Raw genomic sequence first — 15,485 nt, forward strand, 5'->3', positions numbered from 1 at the left:
CGCAAGAATTTTTGTTTTGTTTCAACGTTAAGATTTTTTTTGATATAACCTTAACGAACAAAATTTCAATTACTTGGTTATTAACCCTTGTTGTAATTTTTGAATATAAATGGCTCTAATTATTTGCTCGCGTCGACGTACAGATGGTTTTTTATATGCTTTACGTTCGCGTAATTCTTTCATTACGCCAGTTTTTTCAAATTTGCGTTTGTATTTTTTCAACGCTTTATCAACGCTTTCGCCTTCTTTTACGGGTACAATAATCATATATAACTATATTTTAATTGGGATGCAAAAGTACAACTTATTTATTAATTTTCAAATTCTTTTAAAATTTTTTTATTCTGTTTTAAAAAACTCTTTTATAGAGTATATCACATAATCTTGTTGTTCGTTGGTTAATGTTGGAAACATGGGTAAACTTAAACATTGTTCGTAATAATTTTCGGCTACAGGGAAATCGCCTTTTTTCCATCCTTTGCGATTATAATAAGGGAAAGTATGTATCGGGATATAATGTACCTGAGTAAAAATATTTTTAGATTTTAAAAACTCGTAAAGTTCTTTTCTTCTTTGGGTTTTTATAATAAATAAATGGTAAGCATGTTGAACATTTTCAGCAACATATGGCAATACTATATCACCAACTTTGCAAAGTTGCTTATTATAAATATTTGCTATTTCTCTACGTTTATTTAAGCCTTGCGAAGCTCTAGATAATTGACTTATACCCAAAGCAGCCTGAATATCGGTTAATCGATAGTTATAACCTAATTCTAGCATTTCGTAATACCATCCACCATGATTTTCGTGCATCAAATTGCTTTGTTTTGTAATTCCATGAGTACGCAATAGTAGCAGTTTTTCGTAAATATCTTTACGATTGGTTGTAATCATTCCGCCTTCGCCAGTAGCAATATGTTTAACTGGATGAAATGAAAAAATGGCCGCATCTGCATAATTTGTATTTCCACATAATTGGAGTTTTTGTTGACTATCAATAAAACCGCCTCCGGGTGCATGGCAAGCATCTTCTAAAATCCATAGTCCATATTGATCGGCTAATTTTCTTAATCGTTCTATATCTACAGCATAACCAGCTAAATCTACAGGAATAATGCCTCGATAGGTTCCAATAGGTTTTGAAGCTAATAGTTTTTCTACTTTATTAATATCAATGGTATATGTTTTTTCGTCTATGTCGCAAAACTCAACTTCAGCTCCGGCATATAATATGCAATTAGCGCTAGCTGCAAATGTAATAGGAGAAGTAATTACCTTATCGCCGTTGTTAACACCTAAAGCTAAAACAGCTAAATGCAATGCTGCTGTTCCATTTGCAACAGCAACGGCATATTTACTTCCTATATAATTAGCAAATGCTTTTTCGAACTCTTCTATCAATGGTCCCTGGGTTAAATAATCGCTTTTTAAAACCTTTACAACAGCTGCAATGTCTTCGTCGGTTATATGTTGCCGTCCATAAGGTATAGGCTCTTGTTTTATCATAATAAATTCATTATTTCAAGGGGATGATGATATTTAAAAAGTTTTTTAATTTATTTTTTGTTGATAAACTTGGAGATTTCACATTTAAAATGAAAAATTAGGATCTACATGTTGTTTTATTAATTGTCTAATTTGTTCTACCGAAAGCCAATCTTTATTAGTGCCACTATTATATTTGAATCCTTTAGGCACTCTTACCGCTTTATGTTTTTCTAAATATATTTGTAATTCGTGCTCTGGTAGAACCGGAAGTATAATATAATATTGACCTGCATCAATGGTACTATAACTGTCGTGTTCAGTAATCATTTCTTCGTGAATTTTTTCTCCGGGACGAATACCTACTATACGTTTTTCGATACCAGGTGCTATCGCTTCAGCAACATCTAAAATACGATAAGAAGGAATTTTGGGTACAAATATTTCGCCTCCAATAGCTCTTTCTAATGCTATTAAAACCAGATTAACCCCTTCTTCGAGTGTTATGTTAAAACGAGTCATTTCGGGATGGGTTATGGGCAAATATCCGTTTTTCTTAAAGTCGATAAAAAATGGTATTACCGATCCTCTACTACCCATAACATTTCCATAGCGAACTACTGAAAAACGAATATCGCGTTTGCCTTTTATATTATTAGCAGAAATAAATAGTTTATCGCTACATAATTTAGTTGCTCCATATAAATTGATTGGCGACGCTGCTTTATCGGTTGAAAGTGCTACTATATGTTTAACACCGCTATCGAGTGCTGCATTAACAACATTCTCTGCCCCCATGATGTTGGTTTTAATAAATTCCATAGGGTTATATTCTGCGGCTGGTACTTGTTTTAATGCTGCAGCGTGTACAATAATTTCGATACCTTCGCAAGCTCGTTTAAATCGTTCAGGATCACGAATATCGCCTATAAAATACCTGATACCATTGTATTTTGATTTTGGAAATTGTTGCGACATTTCAAATTGCTTAAGTTCATCGCGTGAAAAAACCACTAATCGTTTAATGTCTGGCCAACGTTCTAAAACTGTTTGGACAAATTTTTTACCAAAAGATCCGGTTCCTCCAGTTACTAATATGGTTTTACCGTTTAAATCGAGCGAAGTTGGTTGTATCATAATGATTCTATTTTATAACGTTTAAAAGCATCTATATATGAGTTTGGTGTTGCATTATATATAGATACATTTTTTGATTGAGCATATTTTTCAATATCAAAATATCCTTTAAAAGCATGGACAAATTTAATTAAAACTTCGTGTAATTTGCGCGTACCTCTAAATTTGTTCATTGGTAAAGGTTTGGAAGTATCTTCATCATAAAAATGTTTTTGATTAACTAAAACCTGATTTTGATCATCAACCGATATTTCTTTTAACCATGAATGGTCGGCACCCCAGATATAAATATTTTTATATCCCTTTTTAATGGCTAACATAAGCGATGGTATAAGTACATTATGAGGTCGAGGCATACCCCATTGCCAATCGAAAACTTTTTTGCAAAACCAAAAATAACCATCAATGGGTGTAGGATTGTAATAAGTAATTTGAATGTTTTGATTATTTTTTAATGGTTCTTGCCATTGTTTATATTTTCGAGCTTCAAAAGGAATAAATAAGGTTAATTGCCAATCGGTTTTTTGTGCAATGTTCTTGAAAAGCTCTTTGCTCAACTTTAAATAATTGGGCATGGCATCGCTCCTCCAAAGTTCGGGTGCAGATATAACATGATACGAAGGTTTGAATGTTTGATAATAATTTGTATTAGGAAAAAAATTGACACATACCAATGCTTTATTTTTTATAAATGATGGGTATTTTTCTATTAAAAAATTTAAAGAAGGCCCATTGGCTAAAATAAGACAATCTTGATGATCGTTTTGTTTTTGTATTTTAACACGATAATGGGTCAAAAAAAGCAAACGAATAATTGAAATAAATGTTTGTATTATTTTTTCAATATGATAGCTTATTTTTTCAAGCATTTTGAATCAACTTATTCAATACGGGTTGTATAGTAATGTAATCTTGTAAATATGTTAAAAGTTTATCGATCGATACTTCATCTTGTTTCATACTATCGCGATGTCGTACTGTTACAACATTATTGCTAACAGTATTTTGATCGATGGTAACACAAAGTGGAGTACCAATAGCATCTTGGCGACGATAGCGACGTCCGATGGTATCTTTTTCGTCGTATTGACAATAAAAATGGGGTTGAAGCATACGCAATATTTCGCGTGCTTTTTCGGGCATTCCATCACGCTTTACTAATGGCAAAACAGCAATCTTAATAGGAGCAAGTATATAAGGTATTCGTAAAACTAAACGTTCGGTGCCATCTTCGAGTTTTTCGGGTTTGTATGCATAGCTCAAAATAGCTAAAAACATGCGGTCTAAACCAATTGATGTTTCAATTACATAAGGAACATAACTTTCGTTTGTTTCAGGGTCGAAATATTGCAATTTTTTACCGCTATATTTTTGGTGAGCGCCTAAATCGAAATCGGTACGTGAATGAATACCTTCAAGTTCTTTAAAACCAAAAGGAAATTTAAATTCAATATCGGTAGCGGCATTGGCATAGTGAGCTAATTTCTCGTGATCGTGATAACGATAATTATCTTCTTCAATACCAAGAGCCAAATGCCAATTTAAGCGTTGTTTTTTCCAATATTTAAACCATTCGAGTTCCTCACCGGGCTTAACAAAAAATTGCATTTCCATTTGCTCGAACTCACGCATGCGGAAAATAAATTGCCTTGCAACAATTTCATTCCTAAATGCCTTACCTGTTTGAGCAATACCAAAAGGTATTTTCATGCGACCCGTTTTGTATACATTTAAAAAATTAACAAAAATACCTTGAGCCGTCTCGGGACGCAAATAAATAACATCAGCATCAGTACTAACCGATCCCATTTGTGTTGAAAACATCAGATTGAACTGACGCACTTCGGTCCAATTGCATGTACCCGAAATTGGGCATACTATTTTTTCTTCTTCAATGATCGCTTTTATGTCGGCTAAATTGCTGTCATTTAATGCCTTATTGAAACGTTGATAAATGGTATCGTATTTATTTTTATATTCAATTACGCGTGGATTGGTTTGTATAAATAAATCCTTATTAAAACTTTCGCCAAAACGTTTAGCTGCTTTTTCAACCTCTTTATCAATTTTATCTTGAATTTTTTGTAAATAATCTTCGATAAGTTGGTCGGCACGGTATCGTTTTTTTGAATCTTTATTATCAATAAGTGGATCGTTAAATGCGTCGACGTGTCCGGAAGCCTTCCATACGGTAGGATGCATAAAAATAGCAGAATCGATACCCACAATATTTTCGTGTAGCTGTACCATACTGCGCCACCAATAATCGCGAATATTGTTTTTTAGTAATGCTCCTAATTGTCCATAATCGTAAACAGCGGCTAATCCGTCGTAAATTTCACTTGACGGAAAAATAAACCCGTATTCTTTAGCGTGACTAATAAGATTTTTAAATAATTCTTCCTGATTCATAATGGTTTTAAATTGCTGACGTAAATTGATTCAAAAAACGCATATCGTTTTCAGAAAACATGCGTAAATCTTTAACTCTATATTTAAGATTGGTGATACGTTCAATTCCCATTCCAAATGCAAAGCCACTGTATTCTTTACTTGAAATGCCACAATTTTCGAGTACATTGGGATCGACCATACCACAGCCTAATATTTCGACCCAGCCTGTATATTTACAAAAAGCACATCCTTTTCCTCCGCACAAATTGCAAGAAATGTCCATCTCGGCCGAAGGTTCTGTAAATGGGAAGTAAGACGGACGTAAACGTATTTTTGTTTCAGCTCCAAACATTTCGCGTGCAAAATATAAGAGAGTTTGTTTTAAATCGGCAAACGACACTTTTTTATCAATATATAACCCTTCGACCTGATGAAAAAAGCAATGAGCACGTGCAGAGATTGCCTCATTGCGATACACCCTTCCTGGCATAATAATACGTATAGGTGGTTGTTGCTTTTCCATGACTCGAATTTGCACCGACGACGTATGAGTGCGCAATAATATATCGGGATTTTTGCGAATAAAAAAAGTATCTTGCATATCGCGAGCAGGATGTTCGTGTGGAAAATTCAATGCTGTAAATACATGCCAGTCATCTTCTATTTCAGGACCTTCGGAGACAATAAACCCCATTCGTTCGAAAATGTTTATAATTTCGTTGCGAACTATGCTAATGGGATGACGACTACCCAAATGTATGGGGTCAGGTGGACAGGTTAAATCAATTTGATATGGATTGTCGGTTGTTGAAATAAATTGAGCTTTTAGGCTTTCGAATTTTTGATTCACTTCTTGCTTGAGTATGTTTAATATTTGTCCAACTTCTTTTTTTTCTTCTTTGGGTAGTTCTTTAAAACGATCGAACAATACATTTAAGTGTCCTTTTTTAGACAAAAATTCTGAACGAAATTGTTCTAATTCTTCGGCCGATTGTATATTCAAGTTGCGTACCTTGGTTAATAAGTCTTCAATAAAATGTTTCATGTGTAATTATTTTTTAATTTTTACAATCAAGGTTTCGACAATATGGCGAGATACATTTGTTCTCATAGCTAATAAATAACTTTATTTTTCTTCTAAATAAATAAACATGCGAATATCTTTCAAAGGACGATCGTTTTTATCTCGACTTACAGAAGCGATACTATCGACTACATTCATACCTTCGATAACTTCGCCGAATACAGTATAAGATCCATCTAAATGAGGAGCCCCTCCAATAGTAGTATATATTTTTCGTTGTTCGGGAGAGAATTTAAATCGTCCTACTTTATCCAATTCTTTTTCGGCTAGTGCATTGGTTTCTTTTAAAAAATCTTGAACCGCATTTTTGTTTCCCGATTTTACCATTGAATCGAGTTTTGTTTTTAACCAAGCGTATTCGGGGGTATTCATCATTTGTCCAAGTAGTTGATTTTTTTTGTTTTGATTGATACGTTGCTCTAACATATTAAGCTCATCGTTAGAAAATACCTTACCTTGAACAATATAAAACTGCGAACCCGATGAGGCTTTGGTAGGGTTAACCTGATCGCTCTCGCGTGCAGCAGCTAATGCACCACGTTTATGATATAAAGTAGAAACAAACTCTGCAGGAATAGTATATGAAGGTCCACCATTACCCAGTATCTGTCCTGGTTGTGCATTTTTTGAATCGGGGTCTCCGCCTTGAATCATAAATTGGTTTATTACGCGATGAAAAAGAAGACTATCGTAGTAATGCTCTTTTATTAATTTTAAAAAATTATCGCGATGCTTAGGCGTTTCGTTATATAATTTAATTTTAATATTTCCATACGAAGTCTTAATTATTACAATAGGCTCCTTAGGAATACTGGTAAAACCCATTGAAACCCATATTGCTAATAAAAAAAGAATATTTTTATACATATTTTTTTTTGGCAAAATTACACGTTTATTTTCAACTTTAAAAATGGTATATTTGATTATCTCTTTAAATAAACTAAAATGTAAGCTTACAAAAAGATATACTGTCGAATAAAATGGTGCCTTGCTTATCTTTAAAAGTCAATTGTTCAAGTCGAGCGAAGCAGGTATGATCTACAATATAAATACTTAATAAACCATTTAAAGCTGGGAATACTTGATCGCAATCGTCTAAAAGGGTTACTATTTCGTCGAGCGATTCAATATTTATTTTATGATTGATTAAATACACATCGCTTTTAGAAGCCAAATTGGTTGCATAAAATTGTTCTTTTTTAGAGTCTGCCAAATAATGTTTTATATATACATATTGTTTTATTCCAACCTGTTTTAAAAGATAAAGGGTATCGTTTTGAAAGAATACTTTTTCATTTGTTACAAATACTTGTTGATTGCATTGTTCTATTAAAGACAATGCTTTTTGCTCGATAAGCAATTCGTGAATGCTTTTTTGAGGTTGTTTTATTAACGTATCATTTTTTATACTGGTTTCTGTGTATTTATAAGATTTACGCTTCATTTTTTTTCGAAATTTAATAGCCGAATGCAATGCATATAGATTTATTCCAAGCCCCATATTGGGTGATATGTTCCATTGTGTTTCATATTCGGGATGATGTTTTTTGTCCAAAATAAAGATACCCGGATCGAGCGTTAAACCAATATCTACGTTTAATATTTCTTCACGAATTTCAACCCCAATCATACCACAAAAGCCATAAACAATAGGGTTATATTTTGACTCGCCTATACTTGGTAAATAATAGTTATTTAACCAACCAAAATAAATTCCGGTGTATGCTTGCCAATTACCGCTTTTGCGATAATAATAATAACGACTATATATGCCATAATTGAAAGAAGGCTGTATAGTATGTTCGTAAATATATTGTTCGCTCTGATAGCCTGCATTTAACGAAAAGCCTAAATGCTTAATGCGATATTCTAAAGCGATACCCCTACCACCCCACAAAACACCCTGACCAATTTTAGCATTAACATATTTTTTATCGGTTAGCTGGGCTTGTAGCTGAATAAATACAAATATTAATGTTGCAACTAACCAGCATTTTATCATTGTATGGGTATTTCAATTTTAAACATACATCCTTTTTCTAAATGTTGAAAGTCAATGATTCCACCCAGCATTTTTATGCGGTTGTAAATCAAATGTAATCCTTGACCTTTAGAATTATTCGATAAAATATGGTTATAGTAATCGAAGCCTATGCCATCGTCTTGATATGTAATAAAAATTGCTTTTTCGACTTGAAAAATTTTTAATTCAATGTTTTGGGCTTGGCTATGCTTGTATCCATTATGTATCAATTCGGTAACAGTTCTATAAATAATATCTTCTATAACCGACTCAAATCGTGGCTGTTGAGTTTGAAAAGAAAAATTTAATTTTATTTCTTCTATTTTTGAAAGCTTTTGCAAATAAAGCATAATGGCTTTTTCGAGTCCAAAATTACTTAACACCTGACTCATAAGTTCAGATGACACATGGCGCAACATCTGAATTCCATCATCGAGCATTTGCATGGCTTCGTTGTAAAGATTTTTCCGTTCTTCTACTTTTTTTTGATTCATCGAAAGCACGAGTAAAATACATCTTTGATGTAGCAAAAACAGGTGCTATATTGTCATGAATATTTTCTGAAATTTGTCGTCGTTCTTTTTCTTCAGTTTCAGCAACTATATTTAACAACTGTTTTTGTAATTGCCTTAGTTCGGTAATATCTCTTAAACTAATGACAGCACATTTTATTCCATCTATTTCTACTAATTTGGCATTTACCTGACAAATTGCCTGTTTATTTTTGGGGCGATTGATAAGTGTTATTTCATGATTTAATAAAACTTTTTCTTCTATAAGCTTTTTTACTCCTTCCTTCCATTGTTTTCGGTTATTTAAAATATAATATACCGGCTGATTGATAAGCATTTCGGAAGGAATATCTAAAACGTTTTCGATAGAAGGGCTAATTTCTTTTATATGAAAGCGATTATCGAGTACAAAATAAACATCTTGTATGTTTTCAAAAATCATGCGGTAACGTTTTTCGTTATTCGCAATAACTTTTTGTTGTTCTTGTAATTTGTATTTATAAGTAATCGTTTTAAGTGTTCGGACAATTGAACTTTCAATTTTATTTATAAAACCCAAATCTTTAATAACATAATCTTCCGCTCCTAAACGAAGAAATTCGCTGGCAATTTCTTCGTTACCGGCTCCAGTTATGGCAATAAATGGATGTTGAACACCTAATGTTCTAAGTTTCTCAATTAAAACATCGCCTGTAATGTCGTTTAGCTCATAATCGACAATCATGAGCAATGGTGTATTGTGGGTTTCAAAATATTCAATAGCTTCGCTACCCGAAAGGGCATGTATCAGCGATATACCTAATAACTCGAGACGATATTTTAAAAGCGTACCTAAAGCATGGTCGTCTTCAATTAAGAGAACGGTTTTAATATAAAAGTCATCTGTTTTATTCATTTCTAAAAAAACTGTGCATATTTACGCAAAAAACAACAAATGGTTTCGACATTTTTTATAAGTAATCGGCTTGCTGTCCTTTAACAAAAGGTGCAATAGCTCTATTATAAACGCCTTGCACGTATGCAATGGTCATTCCATAGTTAGTTACTGGTATGCCCGCATCGATAGCAGGTTTTAACCTATTAAAAAGTTGCTTTCGTGTAATCATGCAACCGCCACATTGTATTACCAATGCATAATCGGTAATAGGACGTTGGAGTGAGCTTAAACCGGCAACGACATCGAAGTGCAAATTTTTTCCTGTAAACTGGCTAATCCAACGAGGAATTTTTACTCGCCCGATATCGTCGCACGATACATGATGCGTGCATGATTCTAATAACAAAATACGATCTCCGTCTTTTAGCTCACTAATTTTAGGAGTGCCTTTTAAATATTCCTGAAAATGACCTTTATAATGAGCCAATAAAACACTAAAACCTGTTAAAGGAATATTTTCGGGAATCATAGCTGCAGCCTTTAAAAACAATTGACTATCAGTAATTGCTAATGCTGGTTGAATCTGAGTATTTCGCAAAAAAGCATCGACTTCTCGTTCTTTAAGAATAATACAAATGGCATCGTTATCGAGCACATCGCGAATTACTTGTACTTGTGGCAAAATAAGGCGGCCTTCCGGTGCTTCTACGTCGATAGGAGTAATTAGCAATACAATATCGCCTTGTTTTATTAAATCGCCCACTAAAGTAGGCGTAGAATATGCCGACTCAGGAATAGCTTGTTTAATAGCCGGTATAATGTAATTAAGTCGTTGAGGTTCATGAACACTAAATAAAATAATCGATTGTTTAATATATGCTTCAACTTCGTTAATAAAATCTTTTGATGGAGGATAAATATCAATTTTACTGTATATAACAAGGTAAGGTATATCGTACTTTTGAAATTCGTGAATTAAATTTTTCTCAAAATCGTCGAATGTATTTTGAGTAATAATAAGAATAGCCAAATCGATAATAGAAAGTGTTTCGAGTGTTTTTTTTATTCGCTTTTGACCAATTTCTCCTTCGTCATCTAATCCAGCAGTATCTATTAAAACAACAGGTCCGAAGCCTGTAATTTCATACGATTTTTTAACAGGGTCGGTCGTTGTTCCTGCAACATCAGAAACAATAGCAATGTCTTGTCCTGTTATACTATTAATAAAACTACTTTTTCCGTAGTTTCTCCTGCCATATATACCAATATGCGGTTTTTGTTCTTTACCTTTTTGCATATTTTATTTTTTTTTAAAAACAAATAAAACGGTTCCTGATTTTTTTTGCCATGCTTCAAACATATCTACCAGAAAATAATATGGCATAGCAATAAAAAAATAAAAACGCTGATACCATAATATCTTTTTTGATACATCACTCAAATAATCTTTATTGCCCTTAAACGATTCGAACAATATTTCGCGCTTAGGTGCTTTTTTATTCATTTGACTTTGAACATAACCAAAAGGATTTTGTTCTGGCGAAAAATAACAAATATTGTATAATTCGAAGCCATATTGCTGCATAAATGCTACAAAATCGTCAGGTTGAATAAAATTCAAATGACGTGGTGGATCTAAATGTAACCAATAACCTTTATATTTTTGAGCTTGATGCGATGCGATATTAGGAAATGATACGATAAAAACACCTTGGCTCCTAAGCCAACTCTGAACCTTTTCTATAATTTGTATAGGGTTTTTAGTATGCTCTAAAACATGAAACATTGTAATAGCATCAAAACTGTCATGATCATACATTGCATCTTCAATTTTACCAATATGAATATGAAGATGTTCGTATTTTTTAGCTCTATCGGCACTATTACCAGGGAGTTCAATACCATATAATTGCTTAAATCCTAAACCATGCAAATAATTTAAAAAACGACCATTTCCACAACCGATGTCTAATATTTTACTCTGTTTTTTATGGTTTAGTATTTTTTTTAACATTCGAGCTCTACTGCTTCGAAAATAATCGAGAACTTTTTCAACAAAGGGGAAATTAAATTTGTTTTTGCCGGCGCCATAATAATCGGTAGCATATGCTCTTGCCAGTTGCTCATCGGTAGGAAAAGGATGTAAAAAATAAAAACGACACGATTGGCAACGATACAAATCCCATTTATTTTGATAAATATCTATTGTATGCCATTGATATTGATTTTTAGAAGAATGACAAAAGGGACAAGTTACCATTATGAATTTTGTTTTTCAATTTTTTCAAAAATGGCATAATGCCTCCAACCCCATTTTTGCATTCGATATTGCAGTGAGGTTTTAATAACTCCCAGTCCATATTTTACACTACGAGAAAAATTTATAGACGATGCATCTTCGAAATATTTGGTTGGGCAAGAAATCTCTGCAATAGAAAAACCAGCATAAAAAATCTGAGCCAACATTTGATTATCGAACACAAAATCGTTTGAGTTGGCATTATAGTTAATGGTTTGTAAAACTTTTCGATTAAAAGCTCTATAACCTGTATGATATTCAGAAAGCTTTTGTGCAATAACAAAGTTCTGAAATAATGTTAACAATCTATTAAAAAAGTACTTATATTTTGGCATTCCTCCTTTTAAAGCTCCTTTACCCAAAATTCTAGACCCTAAAACAACATCGTATAAACCCTGAGCTAATATATATGCCATAGATGGTATTAGCTTTGGAGTATATTGATAATCGGGGTGAAGCATAACAATTATATCTGCCTCAAGCTCCAATGCTTTTTGATAACAAGTTTTTTGATTTCCGCCGTATCCAAGATTTTTTTGATGCCGAATAATATGTTTAATACCAAGGCTTTGTGCTACATGTATAGTATTATCGCTACTGGCATCGTCAACAACAATCACGTCGTCAACAATATCAAAAGGAATTTCGGCATAGGTAGCTCGCAATGTTTTTTCGGCATTATATGCCGGCATAACAACAACTACCTTTTTGCCAGCAAGCATAAATTATTCGAATTTTACCATAAGATGATCGAATAATGCTACTTCATGCGAAGGCGACCAAACATAAACAAGAATTTCCGATGACGGATTTACTTCTTTAGGTAAATCTACACTAAAACTAACATTACTCCAAATAGATGTTTCTTTTATCTGTTGGTCAAAAGCTTGCGATTGCCAAAAAACATTTTGTCCATTATTTTTTATATCAATAACTAATTGTACTTTAGAAGGAATTTGATACAAATAACCCTCGCACGAAACCGTCATTTTTTTAGCATTTTTCACTTTAATATCTTTATATAATGCTTTAAAACCATAACTAAATTCGTGGGTTGTATCAACAAAGAACACATAAGGATGCTTATCCATTTTTGCTTCTTTCGTAAAATCTTTGTTAATCCAAGGCAATAAGTCAATAGCATCTGCAATATATGCATTTTTTTCGTTCGAATTTGAATCGGAATTACAAGAATAAAACCAGAATAGAATTCCTGCTAAGGTTAAAAAAATAAATTTGTTCATATTTTCTATTTTTTTTGCAAATATATATTAAGTTTTTGTATTATTAAATTCATTTTTACTTGCTTCTACAATAATGATGTTTATTTATGTATGAGACCTTTGCAAAACTCTTTTTGGTCATTGCGAATGAAGGGTTGGCATGGTGTTTTGGTCCCGAGAAATCGGGAGAAGCAATCTTCCCGATGCTCGTTAAAAATGTGTTGTGTGTGGGGTGGAGATTGCTTCTTCTTCTCTTTTTTAAGAGAAGAATTGCAATGACGGTAAGGGGATGCGTTCGCTTGCCATGATGTGAGAGTTATATATTGCTTTTTTTTCATTTAGATTGTTCTAATGTAATAGATAAAAAGCAATACAAATAATTAAAATAAGTTTGAAATTTTTATCACAATAAACGAGTACGTTTTTTAGTTTTGCAAAGGGCTCAAATTATCTAATTATTCAATTAGTTTGTAACTTATGTTTATAAAAAAATAGATTAAGGTGGCATATTGCCACCTTAACCAAACCAAATCGAAAAACCATGAAAAAACAGCTACTACTTTTGGGGTAAATAGCTTTATCGTTTAATTAGACCATAACAGATTATATGTATTAAATGGTCGATGTACATAGACATATTATTTACTTTGTTTTCAACAAATAGTGGTATTTCAAGCCCTTTAAGAGCCGTCACTAATGTAATAGTGGCCATTTCAATATCTTTAACTTCAAAATATCCTTTTCTAATGCCTTCATCTAAAATATCTTTTACAAGGGCTATTTCTTTAGCATCTACTTCAGTGCGAATTTTATTTATAAACGGTAAATGGTCTAAAACTTCATTTTTCATTGCATCGTAAAAGTTTGATAAATTGAGCATTGTACGCATACGAGCATAAAAGTATGATTTTAATTTTTCTTCGGGAGTGTTTTTATCAGAAATAGCGTTAAAAAGTGCTTTTTCTAATTCAGTTGCTTCACATTCTACAACTGCTTTAAAAACATCTTCCTTGTTTTTAAAATAATAGTATATGGCGGTCTTGCCTTTACCGGCAGCCATTCCTATTTCGTCCATAGTTGTTTTTTTATACCCAAAACGACCAAAAACAACTGCTGCTGCATTGATGATTTGTTCTCGCACTAAATCTTTATCTTCTATCATAAAAATTGAATAATTAATATTTTGGGTATAAAATTAAGTTGTTTTTTTTTAAATTCAAAATTATTTTTTTACAATTTTAAAATTTATATCTCCTGTTAGGTTTCTCAAATTTAGAAAATACATGCCATTGTGTATGTTTTCTGGAAATTTAATTGTGGTATGTTCATGATTTATTTTTTTATTTAAAATTATTCTACCGGTAATATCGGTCAATGTTAGTTCAATAATTTCTTTATTGTTGGGAATAAGAATATTAATCTCATCTGATGTTGGATTTGGGTAAACAAGTGTTTTCATTAGTTCTGTATCGTTAAAATTTGTATTGCATGTTCTTTGGTAAGTAATGTTAGAGTTGTTAGTTAAACGGCTCATAAATAAAGCACCATCCGAAGCGTTACCTTTAAGCATATAGTTAAGATATGGTTTAAGCAAATAGAGAACTCTTGATTGTTGTTCTTCTCGAGTAATGGTAGGTTGTGGACTTGTGGTACTTTCGCCAAAACTGCAATTAAAATTGTAGTTGCCAAAATAGCAATGACCACCTCCTTTTATGGTAATTCTTGTTTTGCATGAGCTTGCACATGAATCGTACATGGGTATTTGGTGTGTAGCTGGAGGGGCAACTCCATCGTTTTCTCCTATAAACATTAACAAGGGTACAGTTACGCTAGAAGCTGCTGTAATGCTTGAAGGATTGGTGGTAGCAGCAGCAAAATTTATAAGTGTGGTAAAATTTGTGTAGTTTTCGGCAGCTAGGAAGCTTGAACCGCCACCCATCGAATGTCCCATTATGGCACTTGTATTGGCAATGTGTTGGTAAAAGAAAGATGAAGCGGTTGTATTTTCTGTTTTAAATTTTTCGTTTAAGAATCGTAAGTCTAAACCAAAATTGCTATGGCTTGGTGTTATACTTCCTTCGGTTCTGGGGAAGGCCATTATATAACCCATTGGCACAATGCTATCCCACAACCATTGGTATGCGTCCCAACCCATTACAAAACCATGACCGAATATTAAAACTGGAAATTGTCCGTTAGCAATAGCTACGTTATCGCCAGCTGTATTGGCTGGGTAATATATTTCAGTTTGAATACTCCGATTATTTCTTGCAGGATCTGTATAAGTAACTTGTTTATGTCCAACTAAATAAGTTTGTCCAAAAAATAAAAACGGCAATATTACTAAACTAATGAATATAAATTTTTTCATAAATTTTAATATTTGATTATTGCGTTCAAATATAAAACATTTTTTTTAATTAAACAAATGAATATTTCATTTTTTGA

16 protein-coding genes are annotated in these 15,485 nt (G+C 32.7%); all 16 read right to left on the bottom strand.

Annotated elements, in window-relative coordinates; translation table 11 throughout:
- Nucleotides 1–69: 69 nt before the first annotated feature.
- The 16 genes from HPY79_02695 to HPY79_02770 all read right to left on the bottom strand — a co-directional run bounded on the left by HPY79_02695 (nt 70) and on the right by HPY79_02770 (nt 15,408).
- A complete protein-coding gene (locus HPY79_02695) occupies nt 70–267 on the bottom strand; it encodes a 30S ribosomal protein S21 (GenBank protein ID NSW44719.1) in 198 nt (65 codons plus the stop codon).
- A gap of 72 nt (nt 268–339) precedes the next feature.
- Nucleotides 340–1,506, bottom strand: coding sequence for a UDP-4-amino-4,6-dideoxy-N-acetyl-beta-L-altrosamine transaminase (gene pseC / locus HPY79_02700; GenBank protein ID NSW44720.1), 1,167 nt, complete (start codon nt 1,504–1,506; stop codon nt 340–342).
- A gap of 87 nt (nt 1,507–1,593) precedes the next feature.
- Nucleotides 1,594–2,625, bottom strand: coding sequence for a UDP-N-acetylglucosamine 4,6-dehydratase (inverting) (pseB, locus tag HPY79_02705; GenBank protein ID NSW44721.1), 1,032 nt, complete (start codon nt 2,623–2,625; stop codon nt 1,594–1,596).
- Complete coding sequence (locus tag HPY79_02710) at nt 2,622–3,494, bottom strand: hypothetical protein (GenBank protein ID NSW44722.1); 873 nt, start codon at nt 3,492–3,494, stop codon at nt 2,622–2,624. The genes pseB and HPY79_02710 overlap by 4 nt, the downstream gene beginning before the upstream one ends.
- A complete protein-coding gene (locus tag HPY79_02715) occupies nt 3,487–5,037 on the bottom strand; it encodes a glycine--tRNA ligase (GenBank protein NSW44723.1) in 1,551 nt (516 codons plus the stop codon). Before HPY79_02715 ends, HPY79_02710 begins: the two co-directional genes overlap by 8 nt.
- A 7-nt stretch (nt 5,038–5,044) precedes the next feature.
- Nucleotides 5,045–6,064 (bottom strand): phenylalanine--tRNA ligase subunit alpha, encoded by a 1,020-nt coding sequence (gene pheS / locus HPY79_02720; protein ID NSW44724.1) that lies wholly within the window; start codon nt 6,062–6,064, stop codon nt 5,045–5,047.
- A gap of 81 nt (nt 6,065–6,145) precedes the next feature.
- Nucleotides 6,146–6,970 (bottom strand): peptidylprolyl isomerase, encoded by an 825-nt coding sequence (locus tag HPY79_02725; GenBank protein NSW44725.1) that lies wholly within the window; start codon nt 6,968–6,970, stop codon nt 6,146–6,148.
- A 73-nt stretch (nt 6,971–7,043) separates the two neighbouring features.
- Complete coding sequence (locus HPY79_02730) at nt 7,044–8,105, bottom strand: hypothetical protein (GenBank protein ID NSW44726.1); 1,062 nt, start codon at nt 8,103–8,105, stop codon at nt 7,044–7,046.
- Entirely contained in the window at nt 8,102–8,620 is a 519-nt protein-coding gene (locus tag HPY79_02735) for a hypothetical protein (protein ID NSW44727.1), read from the bottom strand. The genes HPY79_02730 and HPY79_02735 overlap by 4 nt, the downstream gene beginning before the upstream one ends.
- On the bottom strand, nt 8,556–9,533 hold the full coding sequence (locus HPY79_02740) for a response regulator (GenBank protein ID NSW44728.1): 978 nt from the start codon (nt 9,531–9,533) through the stop codon (nt 8,556–8,558). Before HPY79_02740 ends, HPY79_02735 begins: the two co-directional genes overlap by 65 nt.
- Nucleotides 9,534–9,588: 55 nt before the next feature.
- Nucleotides 9,589–10,812 (bottom strand): [FeFe] hydrogenase H-cluster maturation GTPase HydF, encoded by a 1,224-nt coding sequence (gene hydF, locus HPY79_02745; GenBank protein NSW44729.1) that lies wholly within the window; start codon nt 10,810–10,812, stop codon nt 9,589–9,591.
- A gap of 3 nt (nt 10,813–10,815) precedes the next feature.
- Nucleotides 10,816–11,775, bottom strand: a complete 960-nt coding sequence (locus HPY79_02750) for a class I SAM-dependent methyltransferase (protein NSW44730.1) — start codon at nt 11,773–11,775, stop codon at nt 10,816–10,818.
- Nucleotides 11,775–12,536 (bottom strand): glycosyltransferase family 2 protein, encoded by a 762-nt coding sequence (locus HPY79_02755; GenBank protein ID NSW44731.1) that lies wholly within the window; start codon nt 12,534–12,536, stop codon nt 11,775–11,777. Before HPY79_02755 ends, HPY79_02750 begins: the two co-directional genes overlap by 1 nt.
- Before the next feature lie 3 nt (nt 12,537–12,539).
- A complete protein-coding gene (locus HPY79_02760; protein NSW44732.1) occupies nt 12,540–13,058 on the bottom strand; it encodes a hypothetical protein in 519 nt (172 codons plus the stop codon).
- A gap of 556 nt (nt 13,059–13,614) precedes the next feature.
- Entirely contained in the window at nt 13,615–14,199 is a 585-nt protein-coding gene (locus tag HPY79_02765) for a TetR/AcrR family transcriptional regulator (GenBank protein ID NSW44733.1), read from the bottom strand.
- Between the two features lie 60 nt (nt 14,200–14,259).
- Nucleotides 14,260–15,408 carry a T9SS type A sorting domain-containing protein gene (locus HPY79_02770; protein ID NSW44734.1) on the bottom strand — a complete coding sequence of 383 codons (1,149 nt, stop codon included), beginning with the start codon at nt 15,406–15,408 and terminating at the stop codon, nt 14,260–14,262.
- Between the last annotated feature and the right edge of the window lie 77 nt (nt 15,409–15,485).

This window comes from Bacteroidales bacterium, from assembly GCA_013314715.1.
Taxonomy (GTDB): Bacteria; Bacteroidota; Bacteroidia; order Bacteroidales; family GWA2-32-17; genus Ch61.